Source organism: Mycobacterium syngnathidarum, assembly GCF_001942625.1.
Classification (GTDB): domain Bacteria; phylum Actinomycetota; class Actinomycetes; order Mycobacteriales; family Mycobacteriaceae; genus Mycobacterium; species Mycobacterium syngnathidarum.
In genome coordinates, this window is the sequence record NZ_MLCL01000001.1 from 27,306 (window position 1) to 51,780 (window position 24,475).

27 protein-coding genes are annotated in these 24,475 nt (G+C 67.3%); 7 read left to right on the forward strand and 20 right to left on the reverse strand.

What is annotated here, in order from left to right; translation table 11 throughout:
• The first annotated feature begins 42 nt into the window (after positions 1-42).
• Together radA and disA are read left to right on the forward strand one after the other, a co-directional pair.
• Positions 43-1,449, forward strand: a complete 1,407-nt coding sequence (gene radA / locus BKG60_RS00170) for a DNA repair protein RadA (protein WP_075908970.1) — start codon at positions 43-45, stop codon at positions 1,447-1,449.
• 60 nt (positions 1,450-1,509) lie between these two features.
• Positions 1,510-2,589 carry a DNA integrity scanning diadenylate cyclase DisA gene (disA, locus tag BKG60_RS00175; protein ID WP_171054875.1) on the forward strand — a complete coding sequence of 360 codons (1,080 nt, stop codon included), beginning with the start codon at positions 1,510-1,512 and terminating at the stop codon, positions 2,587-2,589.
• 3 nt (positions 2,590-2,592) lie between these two features.
• Here the strand turns inward: disA and BKG60_RS00180 are convergent, their stop codons facing one another.
• Positions 2,593-3,363 carry a hypothetical protein gene (locus BKG60_RS00180; protein WP_083650186.1) on the reverse strand — a complete coding sequence of 257 codons (771 nt, stop codon included), beginning with the start codon at positions 3,361-3,363 and terminating at the stop codon, positions 2,593-2,595.
• 73 nt (positions 3,364-3,436) lie between these two features.
• Positions 3,437-4,057: a carbonic anhydrase gene (locus tag BKG60_RS00185; protein ID WP_075909010.1), complete on the reverse strand. Its 621-nt coding sequence runs from the start codon at positions 4,055-4,057 to the stop codon at positions 3,437-3,439.
• Positions 4,058-4,082: 25 nt separating this feature from the next.
• Between BKG60_RS00185 and BKG60_RS00190 the strand changes: the two genes are divergently transcribed.
• Positions 4,083-4,955 (forward strand): HhH-GPD family protein, encoded by an 873-nt coding sequence (locus BKG60_RS00190; protein ID WP_075908972.1) that lies wholly within the window; start codon positions 4,083-4,085, stop codon positions 4,953-4,955.
• A 234-nt stretch (positions 4,956-5,189) separates the two neighbouring features.
• Here the strand turns inward: BKG60_RS00190 and BKG60_RS00195 are convergent, their stop codons facing one another.
• On the reverse strand, positions 5,190-6,161 hold the full coding sequence (locus tag BKG60_RS00195; protein ID WP_075908973.1) for a GlxA family transcriptional regulator: 972 nt from the start codon (positions 6,159-6,161) through the stop codon (positions 5,190-5,192).
• A gap of 71 nt (positions 6,162-6,232) precedes the next feature.
• Between BKG60_RS00195 and BKG60_RS00200 the strand changes: the two genes are divergently transcribed.
• Positions 6,233-6,463, forward strand: a complete 231-nt coding sequence (locus BKG60_RS00200) for a hypothetical protein (protein WP_070187738.1) — start codon at positions 6,233-6,235, stop codon at positions 6,461-6,463.
• On the opposite strand, the gene BKG60_RS00205 is transcribed toward BKG60_RS00200, so the two are convergent.
• Positions 6,446-7,207: an alpha/beta fold hydrolase gene (locus BKG60_RS00205; RefSeq protein WP_075908974.1), complete on the reverse strand. Its 762-nt coding sequence runs from the start codon at positions 7,205-7,207 to the stop codon at positions 6,446-6,448. The two genes, BKG60_RS00200 and BKG60_RS00205, sit on opposite strands and share 18 nt — an antisense overlap.
• Before the next feature lie 39 nt (positions 7,208-7,246).
• Here BKG60_RS00205 and mhuD point away from each other — a divergent pair, with 39 nt between their 5' ends.
• Both mhuD and BKG60_RS00215 read left to right on the forward strand, forming a co-directional pair.
• Positions 7,247-7,564 (forward strand): mycobilin-forming heme oxygenase MhuD, encoded by a 318-nt coding sequence (gene mhuD / locus BKG60_RS00210; protein ID WP_070187736.1) that lies wholly within the window; start codon positions 7,247-7,249, stop codon positions 7,562-7,564.
• Positions 7,539-8,906: a serine hydrolase gene (locus BKG60_RS00215; protein WP_200806152.1), complete on the forward strand. Its 1,368-nt coding sequence runs from the start codon at positions 7,539-7,541 to the stop codon at positions 8,904-8,906. The genes mhuD and BKG60_RS00215 overlap by 26 nt, the downstream gene beginning before the upstream one ends.
• A 7-nt stretch (positions 8,907-8,913) precedes the next feature.
• On the opposite strand, the gene BKG60_RS00220 is transcribed toward BKG60_RS00215, so the two are convergent.
• From BKG60_RS00220 to lysS, 6 genes are all read right to left on the reverse strand, one after another.
• Positions 8,914-9,465, reverse strand: coding sequence for a histidine phosphatase family protein (locus tag BKG60_RS00220; protein ID WP_075908975.1), 552 nt, complete (start codon positions 9,463-9,465; stop codon positions 8,914-8,916).
• The gene (locus BKG60_RS00225) at positions 9,462-10,259 is read right to left on the reverse strand and encodes a CbtA family protein (RefSeq protein WP_075908976.1); all 798 of its coding nucleotides are present in this window, start codon (positions 10,257-10,259) and stop codon (positions 9,462-9,464) included. The genes BKG60_RS00220 and BKG60_RS00225 overlap by 4 nt, the downstream gene beginning before the upstream one ends.
• A gap of 24 nt (positions 10,260-10,283) precedes the next feature.
• Positions 10,284-10,499: a CbtB domain-containing protein gene (locus BKG60_RS00230; RefSeq protein ID WP_075908977.1), complete on the reverse strand. Its 216-nt coding sequence runs from the start codon at positions 10,497-10,499 to the stop codon at positions 10,284-10,286.
• A gap of 222 nt (positions 10,500-10,721) precedes the next feature.
• A complete protein-coding gene (gene clpC1 / locus BKG60_RS00235) occupies positions 10,722-13,250 on the reverse strand; it encodes an ATP-dependent protease ATP-binding subunit ClpC (protein WP_070943880.1) in 2,529 nt (842 codons plus the stop codon).
• A gap of 313 nt (positions 13,251-13,563) precedes the next feature.
• Positions 13,564-13,905: a histone-like nucleoid-structuring protein Lsr2 gene (lsr2, locus tag BKG60_RS00240; protein ID WP_036442478.1), complete on the reverse strand. Its 342-nt coding sequence runs from the start codon at positions 13,903-13,905 to the stop codon at positions 13,564-13,566.
• A gap of 131 nt (positions 13,906-14,036) precedes the next feature.
• Positions 14,037-15,560, reverse strand: coding sequence for a lysine--tRNA ligase (gene lysS / locus BKG60_RS00245; RefSeq protein ID WP_075908978.1), 1,524 nt, complete (start codon positions 15,558-15,560; stop codon positions 14,037-14,039).
• A 23-nt stretch (positions 15,561-15,583) separates the two neighbouring features.
• Here lysS and BKG60_RS00250 point away from each other — a divergent pair, with 23 nt between their 5' ends.
• Complete coding sequence (locus BKG60_RS00250) at positions 15,584-16,813, forward strand: alanine racemase (RefSeq protein WP_075908979.1); 1,230 nt, start codon at positions 15,584-15,586, stop codon at positions 16,811-16,813.
• On the opposite strand, the gene BKG60_RS00255 is transcribed toward BKG60_RS00250, so the two are convergent.
• The 10 genes from BKG60_RS00255 to folE form a co-directional block, all read right to left on the reverse strand.
• Positions 16,814-17,629, reverse strand: a complete 816-nt coding sequence (locus tag BKG60_RS00255) for a type III pantothenate kinase (protein WP_070187730.1) — start codon at positions 17,627-17,629, stop codon at positions 16,814-16,816.
• Complete coding sequence (gene panD / locus BKG60_RS00260; protein WP_070943878.1) at positions 17,629-18,045, reverse strand: aspartate 1-decarboxylase; 417 nt, start codon at positions 18,043-18,045, stop codon at positions 17,629-17,631. The genes BKG60_RS00255 and panD overlap by 1 nt, the downstream gene beginning before the upstream one ends.
• Complete coding sequence (gene panC / locus BKG60_RS00265) at positions 18,045-18,989, reverse strand: pantoate--beta-alanine ligase (protein WP_075908980.1); 945 nt, start codon at positions 18,987-18,989, stop codon at positions 18,045-18,047. Before panC ends, panD begins: the two co-directional genes overlap by 1 nt.
• Complete coding sequence (locus tag BKG60_RS00270) at positions 18,986-19,957, reverse strand: Rossmann-like and DUF2520 domain-containing protein (RefSeq protein ID WP_075908981.1); 972 nt, start codon at positions 19,955-19,957, stop codon at positions 18,986-18,988. Before BKG60_RS00270 ends, panC begins: the two co-directional genes overlap by 4 nt.
• Before the next feature lie 82 nt (positions 19,958-20,039).
• Positions 20,040-21,539: a DUF6779 domain-containing protein gene (locus BKG60_RS00275; protein ID WP_207553853.1), complete on the reverse strand. Its 1,500-nt coding sequence runs from the start codon at positions 21,537-21,539 to the stop codon at positions 20,040-20,042.
• Between the two features lie 77 nt (positions 21,540-21,616).
• Positions 21,617-22,093: a DUF3180 domain-containing protein gene (locus tag BKG60_RS00280; RefSeq protein ID WP_075908983.1), complete on the reverse strand. Its 477-nt coding sequence runs from the start codon at positions 22,091-22,093 to the stop codon at positions 21,617-21,619.
• The gene (gene folK, locus BKG60_RS00285) at positions 22,093-22,629 is read right to left on the reverse strand and encodes a 2-amino-4-hydroxy-6-hydroxymethyldihydropteridine diphosphokinase (RefSeq protein WP_070185439.1); all 537 of its coding nucleotides are present in this window, start codon (positions 22,627-22,629) and stop codon (positions 22,093-22,095) included. Before folK ends, BKG60_RS00280 begins: the two co-directional genes overlap by 1 nt.
• Positions 22,626-23,027: a dihydroneopterin aldolase gene (gene folB, locus BKG60_RS00290; protein WP_075908984.1), complete on the reverse strand. Its 402-nt coding sequence runs from the start codon at positions 23,025-23,027 to the stop codon at positions 22,626-22,628. The genes folK and folB overlap by 4 nt, the downstream gene beginning before the upstream one ends.
• Positions 23,020-23,853: a dihydropteroate synthase gene (folP, locus tag BKG60_RS00295; protein ID WP_242671523.1), complete on the reverse strand. Its 834-nt coding sequence runs from the start codon at positions 23,851-23,853 to the stop codon at positions 23,020-23,022. Before folP ends, folB begins: the two co-directional genes overlap by 8 nt.
• Complete coding sequence (gene folE / locus BKG60_RS00300; protein ID WP_070185437.1) at positions 23,850-24,467, reverse strand: GTP cyclohydrolase I FolE; 618 nt, start codon at positions 24,465-24,467, stop codon at positions 23,850-23,852. The genes folP and folE overlap by 4 nt, the downstream gene beginning before the upstream one ends.
• Positions 24,468-24,475: the final 8 nt, after the last annotated feature.

The window sequence follows — 24,475 nt, forward strand, 5'->3', positions numbered from 1 at the left end:
GTGCGAACCGCCGATGTCGGAGGTACCCGTTAGTGTCACGGCGTGGCCGCTTCGAAAGTACGTTCGCAATACCGCTGCTCGGAATGTCAGCACGCCACCCCCAAATGGGTAGGCCGCTGCGCCAACTGCGGCACCTGGGGAACGGTCGACGAAGTAGCCACCCTGTCGTCGGTGGGCGGGTCGGTCCGCCGCTCGGTGGCCCCGACCTCACCCGCGCAGCCGATCACCTCGATCGACCCCGGCGTCACCCGGCATCATGCGACCGGGGTCAGTGAACTGGACCGGGTCCTCGGCGGTGGCCTCGTGGCCGGTTCGGTCACGCTGCTGGCCGGCGAACCCGGGGTTGGCAAGTCGACGCTTCTCCTGGAGGTGGCCAACCGCTGGGCGCACACCGGCCGCCGCGCGCTGTACCTGTCCGGTGAGGAGTCCGCGGGCCAGATCAGGCTGCGTGCCGAACGCACCGGCTGCACGCACGACAACGTCTATCTGGCAGGCGAATCCGATCTACAGATCGCTCTCGGCCACATCGACGAGGTCAAGCCCAGTCTGGTCATCGTCGATTCGGTGCAAACCATGTCGACCACCGAGGCCGACGGCGTGACCGGCGGGGTCACCCAGGTTCGTGCGGTGACGACGGCGCTGACCGGGCACGCCAAGACCGCTGTCGGTGACCCGGCAGTAGCCATGATCCTGGTGGGCCATGTGACCAAGGACGGCGCCATCGCGGGCCCGCGTTCGCTGGAGCATCTTGTCGACGTGGTGCTGCACTTCGAAGGTGATCACGCGTCGAGCCTGCGCATGGTGCGCGGGGTCAAGAACCGGTTCGGCGCCGCCGACGAGGTCGGCTGTTTCCAGATGCACGACAACGGAATCGAGTGCGTCAGCGATCCCTCCGGACTCTTCCTGGATCAGCGCCCGGCCGCGGTACCGGGCACCGCCATCACGGTCACCCTCGACGGCAAGCGCCCGATGATCGGCGAGGTGCAGGCACTCGTCGCCCCGCCCGTGGGGCCACCGCGGCGGGTCGTCAGCGGGATCGATTCGGCCCGCGCTGCCATGATCGGCGCGGTGCTGCAGACCCGCTGCGGCCTGCCGATCGGCAACAACGACATCTACCTGTCCACCGTCGGCGGTATGCGGCTGACCGACCCGTCCTCGGACCTGGCCGTGGCGGTGGCCGTGGCATCGGCCTATCTCGACGTCGCGTTGCCGATGAATGCGGTGGCGATCGGCGAGGTTGGGCTGGTCGGCGATCTGCGCCGGGTCACCGGCATGGACCGCAGGCTGGCAGAGGCCGCCCGGCTGGGGTTCAACATTGCCGTGGTGCCGCCCGGGGTCACCAGCGTGCCCGCGGGGCTGCGCGTCATCACCGTCGATCACATCGGGGCGGCATTACGGGCACTCAAAGACATCGCGATTGCCAGCAATCAATCCGATCACGGACAATAGCGGCCGACCCGAGGAGAACAGATGGCCGTGAACTCCGGCGCCAGGACCAGCCGCACCGTCGTGCATCTGGCTCGGCCGACGCTACGAGAAACCCTCGGCCGGCTGGCACCCGGAACCCCGTTACGCGACGGCCTGGAGCGCATCCTGCGCGGCAAGACGGGCGCACTGATCGTGCTGGGCTACGACGACAGCGTGGAAGCCATCTGTGACGGCGGATTCGCCCTGGACGTGCGCTACGCCCCGACCCGGTTGCGCGAGCTGTCCAAGATGGACGGCGCGGTGGTGCTGTCCAGCGACGGCAGCCGGATCGTGCGGGCCAACGTCCAACTGGTGCCGGATCCGTCGATCCCCACCGACGAGTCCGGCACCCGCCACCGCTCGGCCGAGCGCACCGCCATCCAGACCGGTTACCCGGTGATCTCGGTCAGCCACTCGATGAGCATCGTGACGGTCTACGTGGCCGGGGAACGCCACGTGGTGCCCGATTCGGCGACCATCCTGTCGCGCGCGAACCAGACCATCGCCACGCTGGAGCGCTACAAGGGCCGGCTCGACGAGGTGAGCAAGCAGCTGTCCACCGCCGAGATCGAAGATTTCGTGACCCTGCGTGACGTCATGACCGTGGTGCAGCGCCTGGAGATGGTGCGGCGCATCAGCCTTGAGATCGATGCCGACGTCGTGGAACTGGGCACCGACGGGCGCCAGCTCAAGTTGCAACTCGACGAACTCGTCGGCGACAACGAGGCCGCGCGCGAGCTGATCGTGCGGGATTACCACGCCCTGCCGGACCCGCCGACCGCCGCACAGGTCCACGCCACCCTCGATGAGCTGGATGCCCTGACCGACAGTGAACTTCTCGACTTCACCACGCTGGCAAGGGTTTTCGGATACCCATCGACGGCCGAGGCGCAGGATTCGGCGATGAGCTCACGCGGTTACCGCGCGATGGCGGGGATACCGCGCCTGCAGTTCGCCCATGTCGATCTGCTGGTCCGCTCGTTCGGGTCCCTGCAGGGACTGCTGGCCGCCAGCGCCGACGATCTGCAATCCGTCGACGGCATCGGGTCGATGTGGGCCCGACATATTCGGGAAGGCCTGTCACTACTGGCCGAGTCGACTATCGCCGACCGGCTGGCCTGAGCCTCAGTTGCCCGGTCCCGGCAGCGGGCCCGGCGGCACGCCCTCGGCGGGTGGGACCGGCTGCTGTGCGTTGGCCTGGGCCAGGATGAATGGCACCGGCGCCGATCTCAGATTGCCCAACTGAACCATCAGGTTGTAGGTACCCGGCCCGATCGGCTGGCGGGGCATCGGGCACTGCGGCGCCGAGCCCATGCCGGTCCAGGTCACCTCGGTGGTGACCTGCTCACCGGGGTTGAAGGTCTTCACCAGGGTCTCGTTGGACGGTGCGCAGTCCAGATTCGACCACAGCCGGTTGTTGTCCAGCGAGTACACGTAGGCGGCCAGCACCGCCGCCCCCACATCGCGCTTGCAGGCCACCAGGCCGATGTTGGTCACCACCATGGTGAACTTCGGCTGATCGCCCACGACATACTCGGGCTGGCTGGTGATGCCCTTGACCGCGAGGGTGGAATCCGGGCAGTCGTCACCCTCTCTGAGCAACGGCGGCGGCGTGACGGCCGCCGTCGGCGTGGCCGTCGGCGGCGGCGCATGCTGAACTGGCGGCACCACCGGGGTCTTGACCTCGGGGTTCTCGCCGGGCAGCGGCGTCGGCGCGGCGGCCTCGGCGGTGGGCTCGTCAGCAGATGTGGTCTCGGCTCCGGACCCGCTGGTCATGATGACCGCGACGATCGCGGCGATGATCCCCACGACCACCACCGCGATTCCGATGGCCAGCGCGCGGCGCCGCCAGTAAATCTGCGAGGGCAGTGGCCCATGAGGTTCGAGATCCAACACGGCTTTCACGGTAAGCCCAGGTCATGCGCAGTTGACCGAGGCGCCCCGGCGTGTCGGCCTGGTGCCGAAATTCTCAGGCTTCGCCGATGTTGCCGAGGTGGCTACGAAGCTCGACGTGACCGTCGGACAGGTGGTAGGTGGCACCCACGATGGCCTGCGTGCCGGCGGCCAGCCCATTGGAGATCGCGGCCGACCGCATCTGCAGCTGATTGACCGTCTCCTTGACGTGGAAGGCCTCGAACTCGTCGACGCGGGTCAACCCGGAATGGCGACCCATCAGGATCGACGGAGTCACCCGCTCCACGATGTCCCGCACGTAGCCGCCGGGCACCTGCCCCTCCTCGAGGGCGTTGATGGCGGCCTTGACCGCACCGCAGCTGTCATGGCCCAGGACCACGATCAGCGGCACGTTCAGAACCGACACCGCGTACTCGATCGAGCCCAGCACCGCGTTGTCGATGACGTGGCCCGCGGTACGCACCACGAACATGTCGCCGAGGCCCTGGTCGAACAGCAACTCCGCGGCGACACGGCTGTCGCCGCATCCGAACACCACTGCGGTGGGCTTCTGGCCGTTCGCCAGGCTGGCGCGGCGCGCGATGTCCTGGCTGGGATGCTGCGGTTCGCCCGCTACGAAGCGAGCGTTACCGTCCTTGAGTGCCTTCCACGCGGATACCGGATTCGAATTGGGCATGTAAGCCATTCTGCATGAGTCGCCGATGAGCATCGACGCAGGCGAGCTTGTGAGCTGGTACGAGCAGGCCCAACGGGACCTGCCGTGGCGGCGGCCGGGGGTGAGTGCGTGGCAGATCCTGGTGAGTGAATTCATGCTGCAGCAAACGCCGGTGTCCCGGGTCGAGCCGATCTGGCTGGCCTGGATCGACCGGTGGCCGACCCCCTCTGCCACGGCTGCCGCGGGGTCGGCAGAGGTGCTGCGCGCCTGGGGCAAGCTGGGTTACCCCCGCCGGGCCAAACGCCTGCACGAATGTGCGGTGGTGATCGCCTCCGAGTACGACGACGAGGTACCCAGGGACGTCGACACGCTGCTGACGCTGCCCGGCGTGGGTGCCTACACGGCCCGGGCGGTGGCCTGTTTCGCATATTCGGCCGCCGTTCCGGTGGTCGACACCAATGTGCGCCGGGTCGTCACCAGGGTCCTGCACGGGCAGGCCGACGCCCCCGCCCGGGCCCGCGACCTCGATGACGTGGCCGCGCTGCTGCCCGACGACGCCACCGCGCCGACGTTCTCTGCCGCATTGATGGAGCTGGGCGCGGTGGTGTGCACGGCCCGCGCGCCGGTATGCCGCAGTTGCCCATTGAGCCGATGCCGCTGGCGCAGTGCGGGTTACCCGGCCGCAACGACAGTGAAGCGGGTCCAGCGGTACGCCGGAACCGATCGCCAGGTCCGCGGCAGGCTCTTGGACGTGCTGCGCGGCAGCAGCTCTCCGGTCAGCCGTGCGCAGCTGGACGTGGCCTGGCTCACCGATACCGCGCAACGGGATCGGGCACTGGACTCACTATTGGTCGACGGACTGGTCGAGCAAACAAACGACGGCCGGTTCGCACTGGCCGGTGAAGGCGAAATTACATGAGATCGGCATGAACTCCCGTCGCAGAGCGCCATATAGACGCCCTGCCACATAGAACGGAGTCATGTCAAGCAAACTTTTAGCAACCTTGGGGTGTACGGCGGCGGCCGTAGGGCTGGGTCACCGGAGTGCACGGGCTGGCCGATTCCAACATCGACGCGAGTGGGTATCGGATCGATCCGTCGCAACACACCACGGTCTACGTCAATGTGGCCTGCCAGCCCGACGGCTGACCCGTCAGGCTGTGACGGCCTCTTCGTCTGCACCACAGGCGAATTGACGTCGATAATCCGAGGGCGTGACACCGATGACGCGGCGAAAGTGGTGACGCAGCAGCGTTGCGGTGCCGAATCCGGCCTGCCCGGCGATCCGGTCGATGTCGAGGTCGGACTCCTCAAGCAGCCTGCGTGCGTACAACACCCGCTGATCGGTGATCCACTGCATCGGCGTGGTGCCGGTCTCTTCGACGAACCGGCGGGCGAACGTGCGGGTGGACATCGCCGATCGCCTGGCCAGCGAGGTCACCGTATGCGGCTTGTCGAGATTGGTCATGATCCAATCCAGGTGCGGGGCAAAGCCTTCCGAACATCGGACCGGGATCGGCTGGTCGATGAACTGGCGTTGCCCGCCGTCGCGCTGCGGGGGGACCACCATGCGCCGGGCGATCTTGTTGGTCGCCTCGCTGCCGAGTTCCCGGCGCACCAGGTGCAGGCACGCATCGATACCCGCTGCAGTGCCGGCACTGGTGATCAGGTTGCCGTCGTCGACGAACAGGACGTTGCGGTCCACCTTGGCGGTCGGATATTTGCGGGCCAGCGCGTCGGCGTGCATCCAATGCGTGGTGCACGGCCGACCGTCCAACAGACCGGCGGCGCCGGCGAGGAACGCGCCCGAGCACACGGTCAGGATGATCGAGCCCGCGTCGGCGGCGGCCCGTACGGCCTCCAATGCCTCGGGCAGGTAGTCGGACGTCCCGATCGCCGGGATCGCCACCAAGTCGACGCCCTGCAGAGCGTCGAGGCCGTGCTCAGGCGTCAGCGTCGCCCCCACGGACGTCCGCACCGGCTTGCCCGGTTCGGGGCCGCACACTTTGAAGTCGAAGTTCGGCACCCCCTCGGTGGACCGGTCGATCCCGAAAACCTCACAGATGACCCCGAACTCGAAAACGGCCAGGCCGTCGAGAACCAGCGTGGAGACGCTTCTCAGCATGGCAGCATTTTATCGTAAGGTGTCAGCGCTGCCACTGTTGGCTGCATATTTACCTGACAACAATTACTGCCATGACTGTTGCACTCGCTCTGATCATCCTGATCTCGCCATTCGCGGTCGCCGCGGCGGTGGGCTGGGCGGCACGGCGCAGCAATGTCCTGCGGTTCCGCCTCGATCTGTTCGACATCCACCAACCCGACTACGAGACATACCGCGCGGGCCAGGATCTCGACGCGATCCGCAGCCGGTTCGAGCACCAGCCGGCCTGGCCCAGGCCGGGCGTCTTAGGCGAGCGCCGCTAGAAAGCTGGTCACCGCTTCGCGATACACCCCGGGCGCATCGTCGTGGATCAGATGGCCCGCGCCCCGGACATACAAATACCTTGCGTCCCGCCCGATCTCGGCCATCCGCCGCATCTGCCCGGGCGGTGCGACCGAATTGCCCGCCTCCATCAGCAGGGTCGGCACCCGCACGTCCTGCCACTGCTGCCAATAGTCGCGCGTCCCCCACTGGGCAGCGATGTCCAGCCACCACTGCGGATACCCGTGCAACCGCCAACCCGTCTCCGTCCGGTCGAACGCCTCCAGGAAGTACTGGCCCGCGACCGGACCGAACTCGTCGTAAACCTCTTGTGCCGAACCGAATTCAACCGGAAGCGCATGTACCCACGGCTCCCACGGCCCGGTGGTTCGGCCCCGGAAATCAGGGGCCATGTCCTCCACCACCACGGCTCGCGCCAGTTCCGGGCGGGCTGCCGCCAGACACCAGGAATGCAACGCTCCCATGGAATGGCCGACCAGTATCGCCGGCCTCCCGAGCCCGGCCACGGCATCACCGAGATCTGCCACGAACCGTTCGGTGCTGATCGGATAGGGGTCGACCACCTCGCGGCCACGGTGCCACGGCGCATCATAGGTGTAGACCTCACCCAGGTTCGTCAGCCACGGCAATTGACGTGACCAGGTGCTGCCACGGCCCATCAGACCGTGCACCAGGACGATGGGCTCGCCGCGGCCTCCTCGATGGGTGAGTAGATCTGTGACCATCCCGTTATCTTGCCGGGCCGCCGCGGTAGCCTTGACACCATGCCCGTCGTGAAGATCAACGCCATCGAGGTCCCGCCCAACGCCGGCCCGGAGCTGGAGAAGCGGTTCGCGAACCGTGCACATGCCGTCGACAGTCAGCCAGGTTTCCTCGGCTTCCAGTTGCTGCGCCCCGTCAAGGGCGAAGACCGCTACTTCGTGGTCACCCAGTGGGAATCCGAAGAGGCCTTCCAGGCCTGGGCTTCGGGCCCGGCAGTCGAGGCACACAAGGGCCAGCAGGCAAAGCCTGTGGCGACCGGCGCATCGCTGCTGGAGTTCGAGGTTGTGTTGGACGTTGCAGGGCCGGCTGCCCAGGCGTAGCCGCGGCCGGACGCTGCGCCGCACGGTTGGCCTGACGGCCATCACGGCGGTCGCCGCGGCCCTGGCTTGTGGCTGTTCGCCCAATGTCGCGCCCGCGGCAGAAGTGTCCTACGGCGCGCACATCGACACCATCACCCCTCCGGGTCTGCGGGCCAAGCAGACCATGGACATGCTCAACTCCGACTGGCCGATCGGTCCGATCGGCGTGCGTACCCTGGCCGCACCCGAGAAGGTCGATCTGGTCGGCACCAAGATGGACTCCATCTGGTGGGATCGCCCGTTCAAGGTCACCTCGGTGGACATCGGCGCCGCGCAGGCCACGTTGCACGTACTCACGTCCTACAACGTGGCCCAGGACATCGAACTGAGGACCAACGACGCGGGTCTGGTCGACCGTTTCGACGTCACGCTGGTGCCGCCGAAGATCGAAACCTGGTCCGATATCGACACCGAGCTGACCAAATCGGGCGCGCGCTACTCCTACCGGGTGTCCAAGGTGAACAACGGTAAGTGCGAGCAGGTCGCAGGCACCAACACCGAGCTGTCGCTGCCCCTGGCTTCGATCTTCAAACTCTATGTGCTGCTTGCAGTTTCGGATGCGGTCAAGGCCGGGACCCTGCGTTGGGACGATCACCTCACAATCACCAAGGAGGGCAAGAAGCTCGGTTCGGCCGGCCTGGACAAGCTTCCCCCCGGTGCCGAGATCACTGTGCGGACCGCAGCCCAGCAGATGATCTCGGCCAGCGACAACATGGCCACCGACCTGCTCATCGGACGGGTGGGCCCATCGGCCGTGGAACGCGCGCTGGTGACCGCCGGCCACCACGACCCGGCCAGCATGACCCCGTTCCCGACCATGCACGAGGTTTTCTCCGTCGGCTGGGGTAAGCCCAACCTTCGCGACGAGTGGAACAGCGCGTCCCCCGCCGGGCGGGTGGCACTGCTGCAACAGACCAATTCCCGTCCCTACGAACCAGATCCATACCGCACGCACACCCCGGCCTCCAACGACGGGCTGGAGTGGTTCGCCAGCGCCGCCGACATCTGCCGGGTGCACGCCGCCCTGCAGGCCTCTGCCGTCGGCCCTGCCGCGCCCGTGAAGGACATCCTGTCGGCGCTGCCCGGCATCGACCCGGATCCGGCGAAATGGAAATACATCGGCGCCAAGGGCGGAAACCTACCCGGCGACCTGACCTTCAGCTGGTACGCGGTGGACTACACCGGACAGCCGTGGGTGTTCAGTTTCCAGCTGAACTGGCCGAAGTTCCGCAGCCCTACCGCCGCGGGCTGGCTGCTGCAAATCGCCAAGCGGGCATTCGCGATGGCACCGGTGGCGCACTAGGACCGGGCTAGCTGCCGCTTCGCAGCGTCCAGGCCTGGCCGCGGAAATGCATGACGGCACGGCTCATCGGTGCGACATCGATGCGCCAGAAAGACTTCGGCGGTGCGTCCAACGCCACCAGGATCGCGGCCCGGACCACCGCCGGATGTGTCACCGCGACCAGTCGGCCACGCACCGGCGCCAGGCTGTCCAGCCAACGGTGCACCCGGTTGATGAGACCGACCACCGTTTCACCGCCGTGCGGTGCCCGGGCCGGATCAGTCAGCCAGACCGCCAGGTCGGCCGGCGGCAGGCCGCCGAGCACACTGCCGCGCCAGCCGCCGAAATCCAGATCGGCCAGTTGCGGCTCGACCGCCGCCGAGAGCCCCAGCAGTTCGGCGGTCTGGCGGGCCCGCTTCTCGGGCCCGCAATACGCGGCGTCGATGACACCGAGTTCAACGGCCGCATCAGCCTGACGATGCCCCAGCGCATTCAGCGGCTCGTCGGTGGGAAACCGGCCGGCTGCCGTGGCGTCGGTCATGGCATGAGACACCAACGTCAGCCGGACGACCTCACTCACGCCGAGACTTGTTCCCGCTTGCCGTCCAGCAGCCGCGACAGCGTCGCCGCACACACAAGTCCGATCGTCGCCCAGATGATCACCTGGGTACCCAGCCCGTAGAGCCGGAACTCGTAGAGATCGACCGCTGGGAAACCCGGGAACACGATGTTGCCCGCATCATCGCGCAACGGGCCGGGCGTCTCGTTGATCGTGGGCAGGATCAACATGAGCACGGCCACAGCGACGATGTACGCGGCGGCACCGACGAGGGTCGCATTCCATGCACCGAGCTTCGGAGCCAGCTGATGGCCGAGGTAGGCCGCGGCAACCATCAGCAGCGCCGACAAACCGACCATCAGCAGGTACAGCAGAGCCCGCTGGGTGATCGTCTCGTCGAGACTGGTGGCCGGTGGATTCGGCGGATATTTCAGGGACGGCACTACCCACAGCGAAATCAACATGCCGCCGGCGATGAGCACAGACAGCACGCGCGCCGACAGATTGTTGAGCCGACCGTATGCCACGCAGAACACGACGGCGAAGAGCGCGCCCAAGGCCACGCTGAAAGCCAGCACACCGAATCCCATGCCGATCGTGGACTGGACTCCGCGGGTGAACAGTTCGCCACCCTCCTCGCCATGACTGTGGCCGCCGTGAGCGTGCGCGAGCGCCTCATGCGCCGCCGATGTCCCGTCCTCGAAGTCGATTGCGCGCCCGACGATGGGCTCGATGAAGATCTTCGACCAGATGAACGCCAAAACACCGGCGATCGCCCCGGCGAGTACGCCTCGCCAGATCACATGTTTTTCCATTGTTCTGTTGTCCCCTGTGTCAGATCAGTGGCAGGGGAAACCGAGCAGGTGCCGGGCGTCGTGGACGAACTCGTGGATGTACATGTTGTCGCCGAATACCGAGGTGGCCCCCTGGTCGACACCAACGAAATACAGCAAGACCAGCGCAAGGAAAGCGGTCAGGGATAGCCAGGCCACGGCGCTGGCGGCCGAAAGGTCGATCGCGCCCACCCGGCTCTTACCCACCTCAGGAGCAGTCATCAGAAATTCCTTCCCGGGATATCGCGTCCCAGTCCGTGGCGTGACAGGTCAGGGTCTGACTGTTAAACAGTGGCGCGGCCGTCCTGGAGTCTCACCAGATTCCTTTGCCTGTCGATTACAGCAGCATCCTAACTACCGCGCAGGAATTCTCCCTACGGCAGGTGTGAAACCGGTATGAAAAATGCCCCCGCCATTTCTGCGCGGGGGCATTCCTCTTGAACCTTATTCCGCAGTGGCGCCGGCCTTGGCCAGGTCCGGACCGTCGGAGCCGGCCGCCTTCGGCGCGCCCGAGAACGTGAACTTCGCGTCCTCGCCGGCACCTTCGCCGTCCCAGCCCTCGACGTCGACCGTGACCAACTGGCCGGGCCCGAGTTCCTCGAACAGGATCTTCTCGGACAGTTGATCCTCGATCTCGCGCTGGATGGTGCGGCGCAGCGGCCGGGCACCGAGCACGGGGTCGAAGCCTCGCTTGGCCAGCAGGGCCTTGGCCTTGTCGGTCAGCTCCATGGCCATGTCCTTGGTCTTGAGCTGGTTGCCGACCCGGCTGATCATCAGGTCGACCATCTGGATGATCTCGTCCTGCGTCAGCTGGTGGAACACGATGATGTCATCGATGCGGTTGAGGAACTCCGGCCGGAAGTGCTTCTTGAGCTCGTCGTTGACCTTCTGCTTCATCCGCTCGTAGTTGTTCTCCCCGCCGCCCTGGGAGAAGCCCAGTCCGACAGCCTTGCTGATGTCGGAGGTACCCAGGTTGGAGGTGAAGATCAACACCGTGTTCTTGAAGTCGACCGTGCGACCCTGACCGTCGGTGAGACGACCGTCTTCCAGGACCTGCAACAGGCTGTTGTAGATCTCCTGGTGGGCCTTTTCGATCTCGTCGAACAGCACGACCGAGAACGGCTTGCGGCGCACCTTCTCGGTGAGCTGGCCGCCCTCTTCGTATCCGACGTAACCCGGAGGGGCACCGAACAGCCGCGACGCGGTGAAGCGGTCGTGGAACTCGCCCATGTCGATCTGGATGAGCGCGTCGTCGTCGCCGAACAGGAAGTTGGCCAGCGCCTTGGAGAGCTCGGTCTTACCGACACCGGACGGGCCGGCGAAGATGAACGAGCCGGACGGGCGCTTCGGGTCCTTCAGGCCGGCCCGGGTGCGGCGAATCGCCTTGGAGACAGCCTTGACGGCGTCCTCCTGGCCGATGATCCGCTTGTGCAGCTCGTCCTCCATGCGCAGCAGACGCGTGGTCTCGGCCTCGGTCAGCTTGAACACCGGGATGCCGGTCCAGTTGCCGAGCACCTCGGCGATCTGCTCGTCGTCGACTTCGGCGACGACGTCGAGATCACCGGAACGCCACTGCTTCTCCCGCTCGGCGCGCTGGGCGACCAACTGCTTCTCGCGGTCACGCAGGCTGGCGGCCTTTTCGAAGTCCTGCGCGTCGATCGCGGACTCCTTCTCCCGGCGCGCATCGGCGATCTTCTCGTCGAACTCGCGCAGGTCTGGCGGGGCGGTCATCCGGCGGATGCGCATCCGGGCGCCGGCCTCGTCGATCAGGTCGATCGCCTTGTCGGGCAGGAACCGGTCGTTGATGTACCGGTCGGCCAGGGTCGCGGCGGCCACCAGGGCACCGTCGGTGATCGAGACGCGGTGGTGCGCCTCGTAGCGGTCGCGCAGCCCCTTGAGGATCTCGATGGTGTGCTCGACCGTCGGCTCACCGACCTGCACCGGCTGGAACCGGCGCTCCAGCGCGGCGTCCTTCTCGATGTACTTGCGGTACTCGTCGAGGGTGGTCGCGCCGATGGTCTGCAGCTCGCCACGGGCCAGCTTCGGCTTCAGGATCGAGGCCGCGTCGATGGCACCTTCGGCGGCACCGGCGCCGACGAGGGTGTGCAGCTCGTCGATGAACAAGATGATGTCGCCACGGGTGTTGATCTCCTTGAGCACCTTCTTCAGTCGCTCCTCGAAGTCACCGCGGTAGCGGCTGCCTGCCACCAAAGACCCCAGGTCCAGGGTGTAGAGCTGCTTGTCCTTCAGGGTCTCGGGAACCTCGCCGTGCACGATGGCCTGCGCCAGGCCCTCGACGACGGCGGTCTTGCCGACGCCCGGCTCACCGATCAGCACCGGGTTGTTCTTGGTGCGGCGGCTCAGCACCTGCATGACCCGCTCGATTTCCTTCTCACGGCCGATGACCGGATCGAGCTTGCCCTCCATGGCGGCGGCGGTGAGGTTACGGCCGAACTGGTCGAGGACCAGAGAGGTCGACGGGTTGCCCGACTCGCCCCCACGGCCACCGGTGCCGGCCTCGGCGGCTTCCTTGCCCTGGTAACCGCTCAGCAGCTGGATGACCTGCTGGCGCACGCGCGTCAGCTCGGCGCCGAGCTTGACCAGCACCTGCGCGGCGACGCCTTCACCTTCGCGGATCAGACCGAGCAGGATGTGCTCGGTGCCGATGTAGTTGTGGCCGAGCTGCAGCGCCTCGCGCAAGGACAGCTCCAGCACCTTCTTGGCGCGCGGCGTGAACGGGATGTGCCCGGACGGGGCCTGCTGACCCTGGCCGATGATCTCCTCGACCTGGCTGCGCACGCCTTCCAGCGAGATGCCCAACGACTCCAGCGACTTGGCGGCGACGCCTTCGCCCTCGTGAATCAGACCCAACAGGATGTGCTCGGTCCCGATGTAGTTGTGGTTGAGCATCCGGGCTTCTTCTTGCGCCAGGACGACGACCCTGCGGGCACGGTCGGTAAATCTCTCAAACATCGGTGGTTACCTGCTCTCCATCGCTAGCGGTACCCGCGTACGGCTGCGTTCTGTCGGTTTTCTCATAGCCCGCACGTAGTACCTACCGTCCACTCTAATGGGCGGCCGTCCCGGGCGCGGAGGTTGGCGGTCCGTTCCGCAGGGGCGGTACCCGGTACGAGCTGTCCACATCTAGTGCTGCAGATGAGCAACGCCGCCGGTCGGCGAATCGTTTCCGAATTCCGGGCCCAACGGGTTCGCCACTAGCGAAAAACTCCGGACCGGGAAATCTCACCGGTCCGGAGCTGGCAACTGTCGGTCAAGTTGCGGTCGTTTATGTTGCGGCGTGGAAGGCGTCGATGACGTCCGCGGGGATCCGCCCGCGGGTGGACACGTTGTGCCCGTTGCGGCGGGCCCATTCGCGGATGGCGGCACTCTGCTCACGATCGATCGCGCCGCGGCCACGGGCCGGGCCCGCTGCGCGTCCGCGCCGGCGTCCGCCGACTCGGCGTCCGGCCTCCACCCACTGCTTCAGATCGTTACGGAGCTTGGTGGCATTCTTAGACGAAAGGTCGATCTCATACGTGACGCCGTCGAGGCCGAATTCGACCGTCTCATCGGCGGTGGCCTCACCGTCGAAATCGTCGACCAACGTGACGGTCACTTTTTTCGCCATTACCCCGCACCGAACCCTTCTGCATACGCATTGATGACTACGCCTGAGTATCCTGCACCCGCGCCCTAATGTGCCACAGAAACGCACATATTTCCAACAGCGAGACGATCGCAGCGGATCGGTACTCTGCCTCAGTTAGTCTGCCGGCGAACAATCGGGAACAAAACCGTCTCCCGAATAGACAGGCCCGTCAGCGCCATCAACAAGCGATCGATACCCATTCCGGTGCCCGTTGTGGGTGGCATCGCATACTCCAATGCGGCGAGAAAATCGTCGTCGAGAACCATTGCCTCGTCGTCACCGGCGGCCGCGGCGCGGGCCTGGGCTTCGAACCGTTGCCGCTGGATCACCGGGTCGACGAGTTCGGAATAGCCGGTGGCCAGTTCGAAACGCCGCACGTAGAGATCCCATTTCTCGGTCACCCCGGGGATGCTGCGGTGAGCCCGGGTCAGCGGCGATGTCTCCACCGGGAAGTCGCGTACGAACGTAGGGGCCCACAGCTTCTCCCCTACGGTGTGTTCCCAGAGTTCCTCGACCAATTTTCCGTGCCCGTAGCCACGGTCACGTGGAATCTCAAGCTCGAGCCCGTCGGCAATACGCCACAAGTACTCAACAGATGTGTCGGGTGTGATCTCCGCACCCAGCGCTTCCGACAGTGAGGGATACATTTCCAATGTGTCCCATTGCCCGTCGAGATCGTAGATAGTGCCATCAGGCAATGGCACCTGACGGGTGCCGATGGCCTCGTCGGCAACCTCTTGAATAAGTTCCCGCGTGACTACCGCAGAATCGTTGTAGTCACCGTAGGCCTGATATGTCTCCAACATCGAGAATTCCGGCGAGTGGGTGGAATCGACACCTTCGTTGCGAAAGTTCCGATTCAACTCGAAAACCCGGTCAAAACCGCCGACGATACAGCGTTTCAGGAACAGTTCCGGCGCAATCCTCAAGTAGAGATCGACATCGAGCGCATTGGAGTGGGTGATGAACGGCCGGGCCGCCGCCCCGCCGGCCAACGTCTGCAGCATCGGCGTCTCGACCTCGAGGAAGCCCCGCCGTTCCAACGCCGAACGCACCGCCCGTACCACCGCGACTCGCTGCCGCGCGATGTTGCGCGCGTCCGGGCGCACGATGAGATCGACATAGCGCTGGCGCACGCGGGCCTCTTCGCTCATCTCCTTGTGAGCAACCGGGAGGGGCCGCAACGCCTTGGCGGCCATCTGCCAGGAGTCGGCGAGCACCGAGAGCTCGCCGCGCTTGGAGCTGATCACCTCGCCGTGCACGAACACGATGTCGCCCAGATCGACGTCGGCCTTCCACGCATCCAGCGACTCCTGCCCCACCTGGGCCAGGCTGATCATCGCCTGCAGCTGCGTGCCGTCACCCTCCTGCAGCGTCGCGAAGCACAACTTGCCGGAATTCCGGGCGAACACCACCCGACCGGAGACACCGACGACCTGGCCGGTCTGGGTGTCAGCTGCCAGTTCCGGATATGCGGTTCGCAGTTCGGCCAACGTATGCGTACGCGGCACGGTCACCGGGTAGGGCTCGCGGCCCTCTGCCAGCAGCCGCTCCCGCTTGGCCTGACGAATCCGGAACTGTTCGGGAAGGTCGGCCTGGGACTGGGACGCGTCGTCGCGATCGGCTGGGCTCACAAAATGCCAGCTTAAATGAACACATGACCGCGCAACTTCACGCCGACCGTCTGGCCGCCCTCGACGACGAGCCGCTGGACTGGCGGTTCAAGGGCCTTCCCGCGTCCTGGTGGGGACGGACTGCGGCCCAGGTCAGCTCACTGCGTCCGGCATTCTTCGACGACGGGCCGTCCGGTCCGGTTTGCGTCCTTCGGGAATCCGCGCTTGTGCACAACCTCACAACCATGTCGAAGTGGTGCGCGGACCGCGCGGTCGAACTGGCACCGCACGGCAAGACCCATATGGCCCCGCAGCTGTTGGCCCGCCAATTCCGGGTGGGCGCGACTGCCGTCACCGCGGCCACCGTCAGTCAGGTCCGGGTCTACCGGGCATTCGGCGTGGATCGGGTCCTGCTGGCCAACGAGGTCGTCGACCTCGCCGGACTGGCCTGGCTGGCCGCCGAAATCGACGCCGACCCGGACTTCCACGTGGTCTGCTGGGTGGATTCGGTGGCCGGGGTGGAACTCATGACCACCGGTCTGGCCGGGGCACAACGACGGCTCGACGTGTGCGTCGAGGTCGGGATGCCGGACGGGCGCACGGGATGCCGCACGGACGCCGAGGTCGATGACGTGGCCCGGGCCGCGGCGGCCAGCCCCCGCCTGCGGTTGGTGGGCGTCGCCGGCTATGAGGCCTCGGTCAGCCAGGACGTCAGCGCCGACGCTGTCGCCCGGGTGCGGGCGTATCTGCGCGGCCTGCGCGCCACGACGGGGCGACTGGCCGGGTTGTTCGAGACCGACACCGTGATCGTCACGGCCGGGGGCAGCACCTATCCCGACGCGGTCGCCGACGAGCTTGCCGGTGACTGGCCCGCCCGGATGACGGTGCGGACGATCCTGCGCAGCGGGTGCTATCTGACGCATGACCACGGGCTGTACGCGCGTACCTCACCACTGCCGCTACGGCCTGCGCTGCAGGTGTGGGCGCAGGTGGTGTCGCGACCCGAACCGGAGTTGGCCCTGGTGACGATGGGCCGTCGAGACGTATCCTTCGACACCGGGCTCCCGCTGCCGCTGAGCCTGCCCGGTGCTCGCGTGGTCGAACTCAACGACCAGCACGCATATCTGCAATTGGCCGCCGCCGATGACGCGCCGGTCGGATCGTGGCTGCCGTTCGGCATCTCGCACCCGTGCACCACATTCGACAAATGGCCGCTGATCCCGGTGCTCGATGACGAGAATCGGGTCACCGCACTGGTACGGACATTCTTCTGATCACCTGGCCGGCTTGAGCCTTCCCCGCTGGCTGTCGCGGTTGCGTTCGAACACCAGGCGCAGTCCGTCGAGGGTGAGATGGCGGTCGTAGTGCTCGACGGTCCGCAGATCCGGCAGCACCAGCGGGGCGGTGTAGCCGGTCGCCACCACCGCGACATCGCTGCCGGAGAACCCGTCGACGTCCTCGCGGATCCGGTTGACCAGCCCGTCGACCAGCCCGGCGAACCCGAACACCGCACCGGCCTGCATGCATTCGACGGTGTTCTTGCCGATCACCGAACGCGGGCGGGTCAGCTCGACGCGGCGCAGTGCGGCCGAGCGGGCGGCCGCGGCGTCCGAGGACACCTGCACGCCGGGTGCGATGGCCCCGCCGAGGAACTCGCCCTTGGCCGACACCACGTCGACACAGATCGACGAGCCGAAGTCGACGATGATCGCGGCGGTGCCGTACTTGTGGTAGGCGGCAAGGCAATTCACGATGCGGTCGGCGCCGACTTCCTTCGGGTTGTCCACCAACAGCGGTATGCCGGTCCGGACCCCGGGCTCGATCAGTACATGCGGCACCGCGGGCCAGTACTGCTCGAGCATCAACCGCACCTCGTGCAGCACCGAGGGCACCGTGGACAAACCGGCGGCCCCGGTGAGCCGCTCGGAGTCATCACCGATCAGGCCGTCGATGGTGAGCGCCAGCTCGTCGGCGGTCACCTCGGCTTCGGTCCGGATCCGCCACTGCTGCACCACCTTCGCGTGATCTCCCGAACCGGAGAGCAGCCCGACGATGGTGTGGGTGTTGCGGACATCGATGGCGAGCAGCATCAGCGCGGCGACATCAGTTCGGATGCGTCCTCGGGGACGTAGGCGGGGTCGTGACTGTGCTCACCGAGGTCGATCTGCTTGTTGTCGGAATCGACGAACACGATCCGGGGCCGGTACTCGCGGGCCTCGGCGTCTTCCATGACTCCGTAGGCGATCAAGATGACCAGATCGCCTGGGTGAATGAGATGTGCTGCGGCGCCGTTGATCCCGATCACCCCGGTGCCACGCTCGCCGGTGATGGCGTATGTCACCAGCCGGGCACCGTTGTCGATGTCGACGATCGTCACCTGCTCACCTTCGAGCAGGTCGGCGGCCTCCATCAGATCGGCGTCGATGGTCACCGAGCCCACATAGTGCAGGTCGGCCTGTGTGACCGTGGCGCGGTGAATCTTGGATTTCAGCATGGTGCGCTGCATCAGTTCCTCCAGGGCAGTTCGTGATTGTCGCCGTCGCCGACGCGGGGGTGCCCGTCGATTCCGGCGGACGCTCCGATGTCTACGGAAATGTTGTCCAGCAGTCGGGTTCGGCCCAGCCGGGCGGCCACCAGCAGCCGGGCCTGACCTTCACTCGGGGCCGCCCCCAGCATCGGGTCGCGTACTTCCAGGTAGTCGACGTCGATGGCGGGTACCTCGTCAAGCACGGCGCGGGCCGCGTCGACGGCGGCCGGCGCCCCGCCGGCGGCGGCGTACCTACCGGCCAGCAGGGCTGCCGACAATGCTCCGGCCTGCTCACGCTCGTCGGCGTCGAGGTAACGGTTGCGCGACGACATCGCCAGACCGTCGGATTCGCGGACGATGGGCACTCCGACGATCTGCACGTCGATGTTGAGATCGGCGACCATCTGCCTGATCAGGGCCAGCTGCTGATAGTCCTTCTCACCGAAGAACGCCCGGTCCGGCCGGACGATCTGCAGCAGCTTGAGCACGACTGTCAGCACACCCGCGAAATGGCCGGGACGGGAGGCCCCTTCCAGCTCACCCCCGGCCGGGCCCGGTTGCACGCTGGTCCGCGGCCCGTCCGGGTACATTGCCGAACCGGTTGGCGTGAAGGCTATCTCGACGCCTTCGGCGCGCAGCGCGGCCAGATCCTCATCGAGGGTTCGCGGGTAGGCGTCGAGGTCCTCCCCCGCACCGAACTGCAGCGGGTTGACGAATATCGACACCACCACGACCGCGCCGGGAACGCGCTTGGCCGCGCGGATCAGCGTCAGGTGACCTTCGTGCAGCGCACCCATGGTGGGCACGAGCGTGACGCGGCGGCCGCTGGTACGCAGGGCCCGGGTGACCGCTGCGACGTCGGCCGGTGCCGAGTAGACGTTCAGTTCGCCGGCGACGAACTTGGGAAGGTTGCTTGTCGTCATCCTTGACTCGTTTCGGGGCTGGTTTCCGGACCTGTGTCTGAGAGCACGTCAAAGACGTCCATGGCCGCGTGGGCACGTTGGGCGGTACGCAGTGAGTCGGCCCGATATGCCTGGGCCAGTTGAGAATCCAATGCCTGCAGGGAGTTCAGATGCGCCGCCACCGCGGCCGCGTCACCGCGTGCCACCGGTCCGGTCAACGCGGCCTGGCCGCGCTGCAGCGCGTTCTCCAGCGCGGCCCGGGCCAGCGGACCCACCACCCGTTCGGGCAGACCGCCGGGTGCATCGCCGACGAGTTCCTGGCCGAGCAGTTCCTGGCCGCGCAAGGACGCCCGCAGCGTGTCGACGGCATCGAGCACCAGCGTGACCAGGTGGTTGCTGGCATGGGCCAGCGCCGCATGATACCGCGTCCGCGCATGCTCGGGCACCCGGAACGGCTCGCCGCCGATTTCCAGCACGAGTGACTGCCCGATCGCGTAACCGACTTCGTCGGCCGCGGTGACGCCGAAGCACGCATCGGGTAACCGGGTGATGTCCTCGTCTGAGCCGGTGAACGTCATCGCAGGATGGATGGCCAGCGGAATACAGCCCAGCTCGGTCAACGGCGCCAGCACCGCCACCCCGTTGGCCCCGGAAGTGTGCACCACGATCGTGCCCGGCCGCACCACACCGGTGGCCGCCAACCCCGACACCAACGACGGCAACTCGGCGTCCGGAACCGTCAGCAACAGCAGCTCGGCCCGCTGGGCCACGTCGGGGACCGGCAGGATCGTCGTCTCGGGCAGCCGGCGTGCGGCCCGCAGCCGCGACTCCCCGGAGATCGCGCTGCACGCCACCACCACATGCTCGACGCGTTCCAGGGCATAGCCCAGCGCAGTGCCCACCCGGCCGGCCGAGATGATGCCGACGCTGAGCCTGGCCGGGCGTAATCCCTCAGGAGGGGACCACCCATTTGCAGGGGGTTGCTCCATCGCAGGAGACCTCACAGGTTGAATAGGTTTCAGTCGTTCCAGTCCCGCGTTGCGGGTACCGGACGGTCGTCACGAGACTAGCTCACTCCTCGCGACGCCTGCGACGCCCGCCTTCAGTCCGGGTGGACTGGAACCGTGCCAGCAGCTCGCTCACCGACTGCCCGTCGGCGTGATGCCCGTTTTGCGGCTCGGACTCCGCATCGCTGCGGTGCCGTGACGCCCGCCGGGGCGGCTCAGGCGGTTGTGATGATTCGGTGGCCAGCGCCGGAGAGGCCGGAGGCGACGCCGACGCGCCCGGATCAACGACCTCAGCTGCCGCGGAGTGACGGCCCCGGGGCGGCTCGGGGGCCTGACCTGCCGACATCGCCGGAGCCGGCGTGGGTTCAGGTGCCGGTTCGCTCGCCGGCGCGGCGGGTGCCGCCGGTGGTGTCTCCGGGGCGCGGCGCCTGCCGACGTACTCGGTCGCGGCGCCGTTCTGCGGCGGCGCAGGCGCAGACCAGTTGCTGCCGGGAGCGCCGGCGGGAATCCACTGGCCCTCGGCGGGGGCCGGTTGCCAACCCGGTGCCGCGGGCTCGGCGGCCGGCGGGCTCGGGGGCTCGGGTTCGGTGGCTTCGATGGTGGGTGAGGGCTGCATCGGCGGCATGGCCGGCGGCGGTGGGGGCGGCGCCCAGGTGGACGGCGGCTCGGGTGACCTGCTCGCAGCCGGTTGCTCGGGCCGGGGTTGCGGTTCCGGGCGAGGCACGGGTTGTGGTTGCGGTTCCGGACGAGGCTCAGGCCGCGGCGCCGGCTCCGGCCGGGACATGGGTTGCGGCTCGGGCCGCGGAGCAGGCTCGGGCCGCGGGGCAGGCTTGGGCTCCGGCTGGCGCGGGCCGTCCTGCTGCTGGCGTGCGGGCTCCTGCTGGCGCCGTCGCCGACGCGGCGGTTCACCGGCGGGCATCGGCCGCGACGGCAGGCGATGCGCTCCACCCGAGGTGGCCCAGTCGTTCTCGGGCGGGTGCGGCTCGGCCGGTACGTCGATGATCGGGCTTTCCTCGGTCCGCGATGACCGGATGTCGGTGACCTCGACGGGCGGCACATCCAGCCGGCTGGCGGTCACCCGGCCCGCGGTACGCACCGCACTCTTGTCGGTCTCGATGGCGGGGCGGTGCACCAGGTCGGTGTCGAACAAGATCTCCAGGTTCGCCCGCAGTGCAGCCAGCTCGGAGCGCAGTGCGGCCACCTCGTCGGCGGCCTGGGCACGCAACTCGGAGGCCAGCTCGCGGCGCAGCTGGGTCTCGACGGTCAGCTCGTACTCCCGCCGCGCCGAGATCTCGCGATCCAGCTGTAGGTCGTAGACGAACTTCAGATCCCGGGCCTTGGCCTGGTCCAGGTCACTCTGGCGCCGGTAGATGACGGAAACGAAGGCGGCCACCACGGCAGCCCACAGAGCCAGGATGACGGCGAGCTTCAGCAACTCGACGCGATCGGTGAACACCAATGCGGAGCTGGCCAGAATGGCAAGCACCAGCAATACCGTTAAGAGCAGCCAGCCCGGCCTTCGGCCGCCGCGCCGTGGCCGACCACCGCGGGGCAGAACGGTCATGGGCCGACTGTACCTGGCACAGCTCATCTAGCCTGGCGACCGCCGCGGCGATTCGGCCAACTACCGCAGCTAATCCGTCACTCAGGCGCTGTGTCCCCGTTGTCGGGCGGTTCCTCGGGCGACTTGCAGCAATGCTGCAGCCACACCGCCGCAGCCGCCAGCGCCAGGGCGCTGAGCGCGGCCACGATTGCGCCGGGGGTGTCCTCACCGGCCACGCGCAGTTCGCCGCGCCGGGGCAGCAGGTACACCAGTACCCCGATCCACCAGCCGGCCACGATGGCGCCGACCCAGGCCGAGGCCTTGGCGATCACGACCGACCGGGCCACCGTGAGCGGGTGCAACCGGCCCGCACCGACCCCGATCTGCCCGTCGGTGATCTTGGCGCGCACGTAGAACGCCCAGCCCGCCTCGGCGAGCGCGACCGCGAGCAGTGAGAGCCCGGTCCAGAGCGTCAGCGGCGGGAACCACCGGTAGAGCACCCCGATCAGCACATAGCCGATGACAGCGACGACCACGACGGTGCCGGCCAGGTCGCGCTTGCGGGTTGGGCCCATCAGTCCGCCGCCGGTTGGGTGCCGAAATCGAGGGTCGCGTCGGTGCGCCGCACGCCGGCCCGTTCGACCGGGTCGATCTCTTCCAGCAGGTGCGCCACCCGCCGGGTTCTGCCGACCACTGTCAACGTCGCATCGGGGTCCACCGCCAGCCACGGGATCAGGACGAACGCGCGCAGGTGAGCCAGCGGGTGCGGCAAGGTCAGGTCCTCGTCACGCGAAAGCACCTCGACGCCGCCGTCATGGCAGGTGACCAGGTCGACGTCGAGGGTGCGCGGGCCCCATTTCCGCTCGCGGACGCGTTCTGCCTCCTGCTCGAGTCGCTGGCCGCGGCGCAACCAGCCGTGACAGTCGAGGCCCGGGTCGTCGGCGATCAGCACCGCATTCAGGAAAGGTGCCTGCTCGACCCCGCCCCAGGCATCGGTCTCGAACACCGGCGACACCGCGCGCACCGCGGCCCCGAGGCCGTCGACCACCGACTGCAGCCGCGCCAACCGGTCGCCGATGTTGGACCCGATCGACAAGACGGTGGACGTCATGGCGCACCACCGCTGTCGCTGTTTCGCTCCGCACGCCCGCGGCGCGATCGCCTGGCCACCACCGCCACATCGTCGAAGGTCAGCGGAATCGGAGCGCTGGGCTTGTGTACGACGACCTCGACGGCGTGCAGGCGTTCATCGACCATGATGGCGTCGGCGATCTCTGCCGAGACCGTCTCGATCAAATTGCGCGGCGGGCCCGCGACGATCTGCGCGGCACGCGCTGCCAGCGCGCCGTAATCGAGCGTGTCGGCCAGATCGTCGGTGGCCGCCGCCCGGCGCAGGTCCAACCACGCCGTGATGTCGACGACGAACTCCTGGCCGTCGCGGCGCTCATGGTCGAACACACCGTGGTTGCCACGAACTCGCAAGCCGCGCAACTCAATTCGATCAGCCAATCCGACCTCCAGATTCCCAGGCTTCCAGCACGGCGAGTGCGTCGACGGAGGCCAGCACATCGTGCACCCGAACTCCCCAGGCTCCGTGTTGGGCGGCCAGCATCGAGATCGCGGCGGTTGCGGTCTCCCGGCCGTCCGGGGGCCGCGGCGTGCCGTCCGCGCCGGCCAGCAGCGCACCGAGAAATCGCTTGCGTGAGGCACCCACCAACACCGGGATCCCGGTGGCGACGAACTCGGGCAGCGCATGCAGCAGGGCCCAATTGTCCTGGGCGGTCTTGGCAAATCCCAGACCCGGGTCGATGATCAGCCGCGATGCTTCGACACCCGCGGCGACCGCGGCGTCGACGGCACCGAGCAGTTCGTCCCGCACCTCGGCCACCACGTCGCCGTAACTCGGCGCACGGTGGGGATGCTCTGCGCTGACCGATCGCCAGTGCATCAGAATCCACGGCACTTTGGCGTCGGCGAGCAAGGGCGCCATGTTCGGATCGGCCAGACCACCGGACACGTCGTTGACGATCTGCGCCCCGCTGTCCAGGGCCACCTTCGCCACATCGGCGTGCATGGTGTCGATGCTGACCGTGATGCCTTGGGAGGCAAGCGCTTCGATCACCGGAGCGACGCGGGCCGCCTCCACCGCGGGGTCGATGCGCACCGCCCCGGGGCGCGTCGATTCGCCGCCCACGTCGACGATCGCGGCCCCCGCTGCGGCGAGCGCCAACCCGTGGTCGATGGCGCGTTCGCGGTCGACGAACCTGCCACCGTCGGAGAAGGAGTCGTCGGTGACGTTCACAACTCCCATGACCTGCACCAGGGTGGGGTTCACTTCCGCAGGATAAGTTCCAGCGCCTCGGCCCGGGATGCCTTGTCGGTCTTGAACTGCCCGCGCACCGCGGAGGTGGTGGTGACCGCCCCGGGTTTACGGACTCCGCGCATGGCCATGCAGAGGTGCTCGGCCTCGATCACCACGATGGCCCCGCGGGGATCGAGCTTGCGCATGAGCGCATCGGCGATCTGGGCGGTCAGACGTTCCTGCACCTGCGGGCGCTTCGAGTACAGGTCCACCAGGCGGGCGATCTTCGACAGACCCGTCACCCGGCCGTCGACCCCTGGGATGTATCCGACATGGGCCACCCCGTGGAACGACACCAGGTGATGCTCACAGGTGGAGTACATCGGGATTTCTTTGACCAGCACGAGCTCGTCGTGCTCTTCGTCGAAGGTGGTGTTGAGCACCGCGTCCGGATCGGTGTACAGACCGGCCATCAGCTCCTTGTACGCACGCGCTACGCGGGCCGGGGTGTCGAGCAGCCCCTGGCGTTCAGGGTCCTCACCGATGGCGATGAGCAGCTCACGCACTGCCGCCTCGGCCCGCGGCTGGTCGAAAACCCGCGCGGCCGTATCGGTGTTGTTGTGATGCTCGCGCAGCGACTGCGACATCAAAGCCT

Coding starts and splice junctions, on each gene's coding strand:
- panC (WP_075908980.1), bottom strand. CDS start 18,989: ATGACGACAAGCAACCTTCCCAAGTTCGTCGCCGGCGAACTGAACGTC.
- panD (WP_070943878.1), bottom strand. CDS start 18,045: ATGCAGCGCACCATGCTGAAATCCAAGATTCACCGCGCCACGGTCACA.
- BKG60_RS00185 (WP_075909010.1), bottom strand. CDS start 4,057: ATGCCCAATTCGAATCCGGTATCCGCGTGGAAGGCACTCAAGGACGGT.
- BKG60_RS00230 (WP_075908977.1), bottom strand. CDS start 10,499: ATGACTGCTCCTGAGGTGGGTAAGAGCCGGGTGGGCGCGATCGACCTT.
- BKG60_RS00280 (WP_075908983.1), bottom strand. CDS start 22,093: ATGGGCCCAACCCGCAAGCGCGACCTGGCCGGCACCGTCGTGGTCGTC.
- lsr2 (WP_036442478.1), bottom strand. CDS start 13,905: ATGGCGAAAAAAGTGACCGTCACGTTGGTCGACGATTTCGACGGTGAG.
- BKG60_RS00275 (WP_207553853.1), bottom strand. CDS start 21,539: ATGACCGTTCTGCCCCGCGGTGGTCGGCCACGGCGCGGCGGCCGAAGG.
- BKG60_RS00225 (WP_075908976.1), bottom strand. CDS start 10,259: ATGGAAAAACATGTGATCTGGCGAGGCGTACTCGCCGGGGCGATCGCC.
- folK (WP_070185439.1), bottom strand. CDS start 22,629: ATGACGTCCACCGTCTTGTCGATCGGGTCCAACATCGGCGACCGGTTG.
- BKG60_RS00200 (WP_070187738.1), top strand. CDS start 6,233: ATGACTGTTGCACTCGCTCTGATCATCCTGATCTCGCCATTCGCGGTC.
- BKG60_RS00205 (WP_075908974.1), bottom strand. CDS start 7,207: ATGGTCACAGATCTACTCACCCATCGAGGAGGCCGCGGCGAGCCCATC.
- folE (WP_070185437.1), bottom strand. CDS start 24,467: ATGTCGCAGTCGCTGCGCGAGCATCACAACAACACCGATACGGCCGCG.
- BKG60_RS00255 (WP_070187730.1), bottom strand. CDS start 17,629: ATGCTGCTCGCCATCGATGTCCGCAACACCCACACCATCGTCGGGCTG.
- BKG60_RS00195 (WP_075908973.1), bottom strand. CDS start 6,161: ATGCTGAGAAGCGTCTCCACGCTGGTTCTCGACGGCCTGGCCGTTTTC.
- mhuD (WP_070187736.1), top strand. CDS start 7,247: ATGCCCGTCGTGAAGATCAACGCCATCGAGGTCCCGCCCAACGCCGGC.
- BKG60_RS00190 (WP_075908972.1), top strand. CDS start 4,083: ATGAGCATCGACGCAGGCGAGCTTGTGAGCTGGTACGAGCAGGCCCAA.
- BKG60_RS00250 (WP_075908979.1), top strand. CDS start 15,584: ATGACCGCGCAACTTCACGCCGACCGTCTGGCCGCCCTCGACGACGAG.
- clpC1 (WP_070943880.1), bottom strand. CDS start 13,250: ATGTTTGAGAGATTTACCGACCGTGCCCGCAGGGTCGTCGTCCTGGCG.
- BKG60_RS00270 (WP_075908981.1), bottom strand. CDS start 19,957: ATGGAGCAACCCCCTGCAAATGGGTGGTCCCCTCCTGAGGGATTACGC.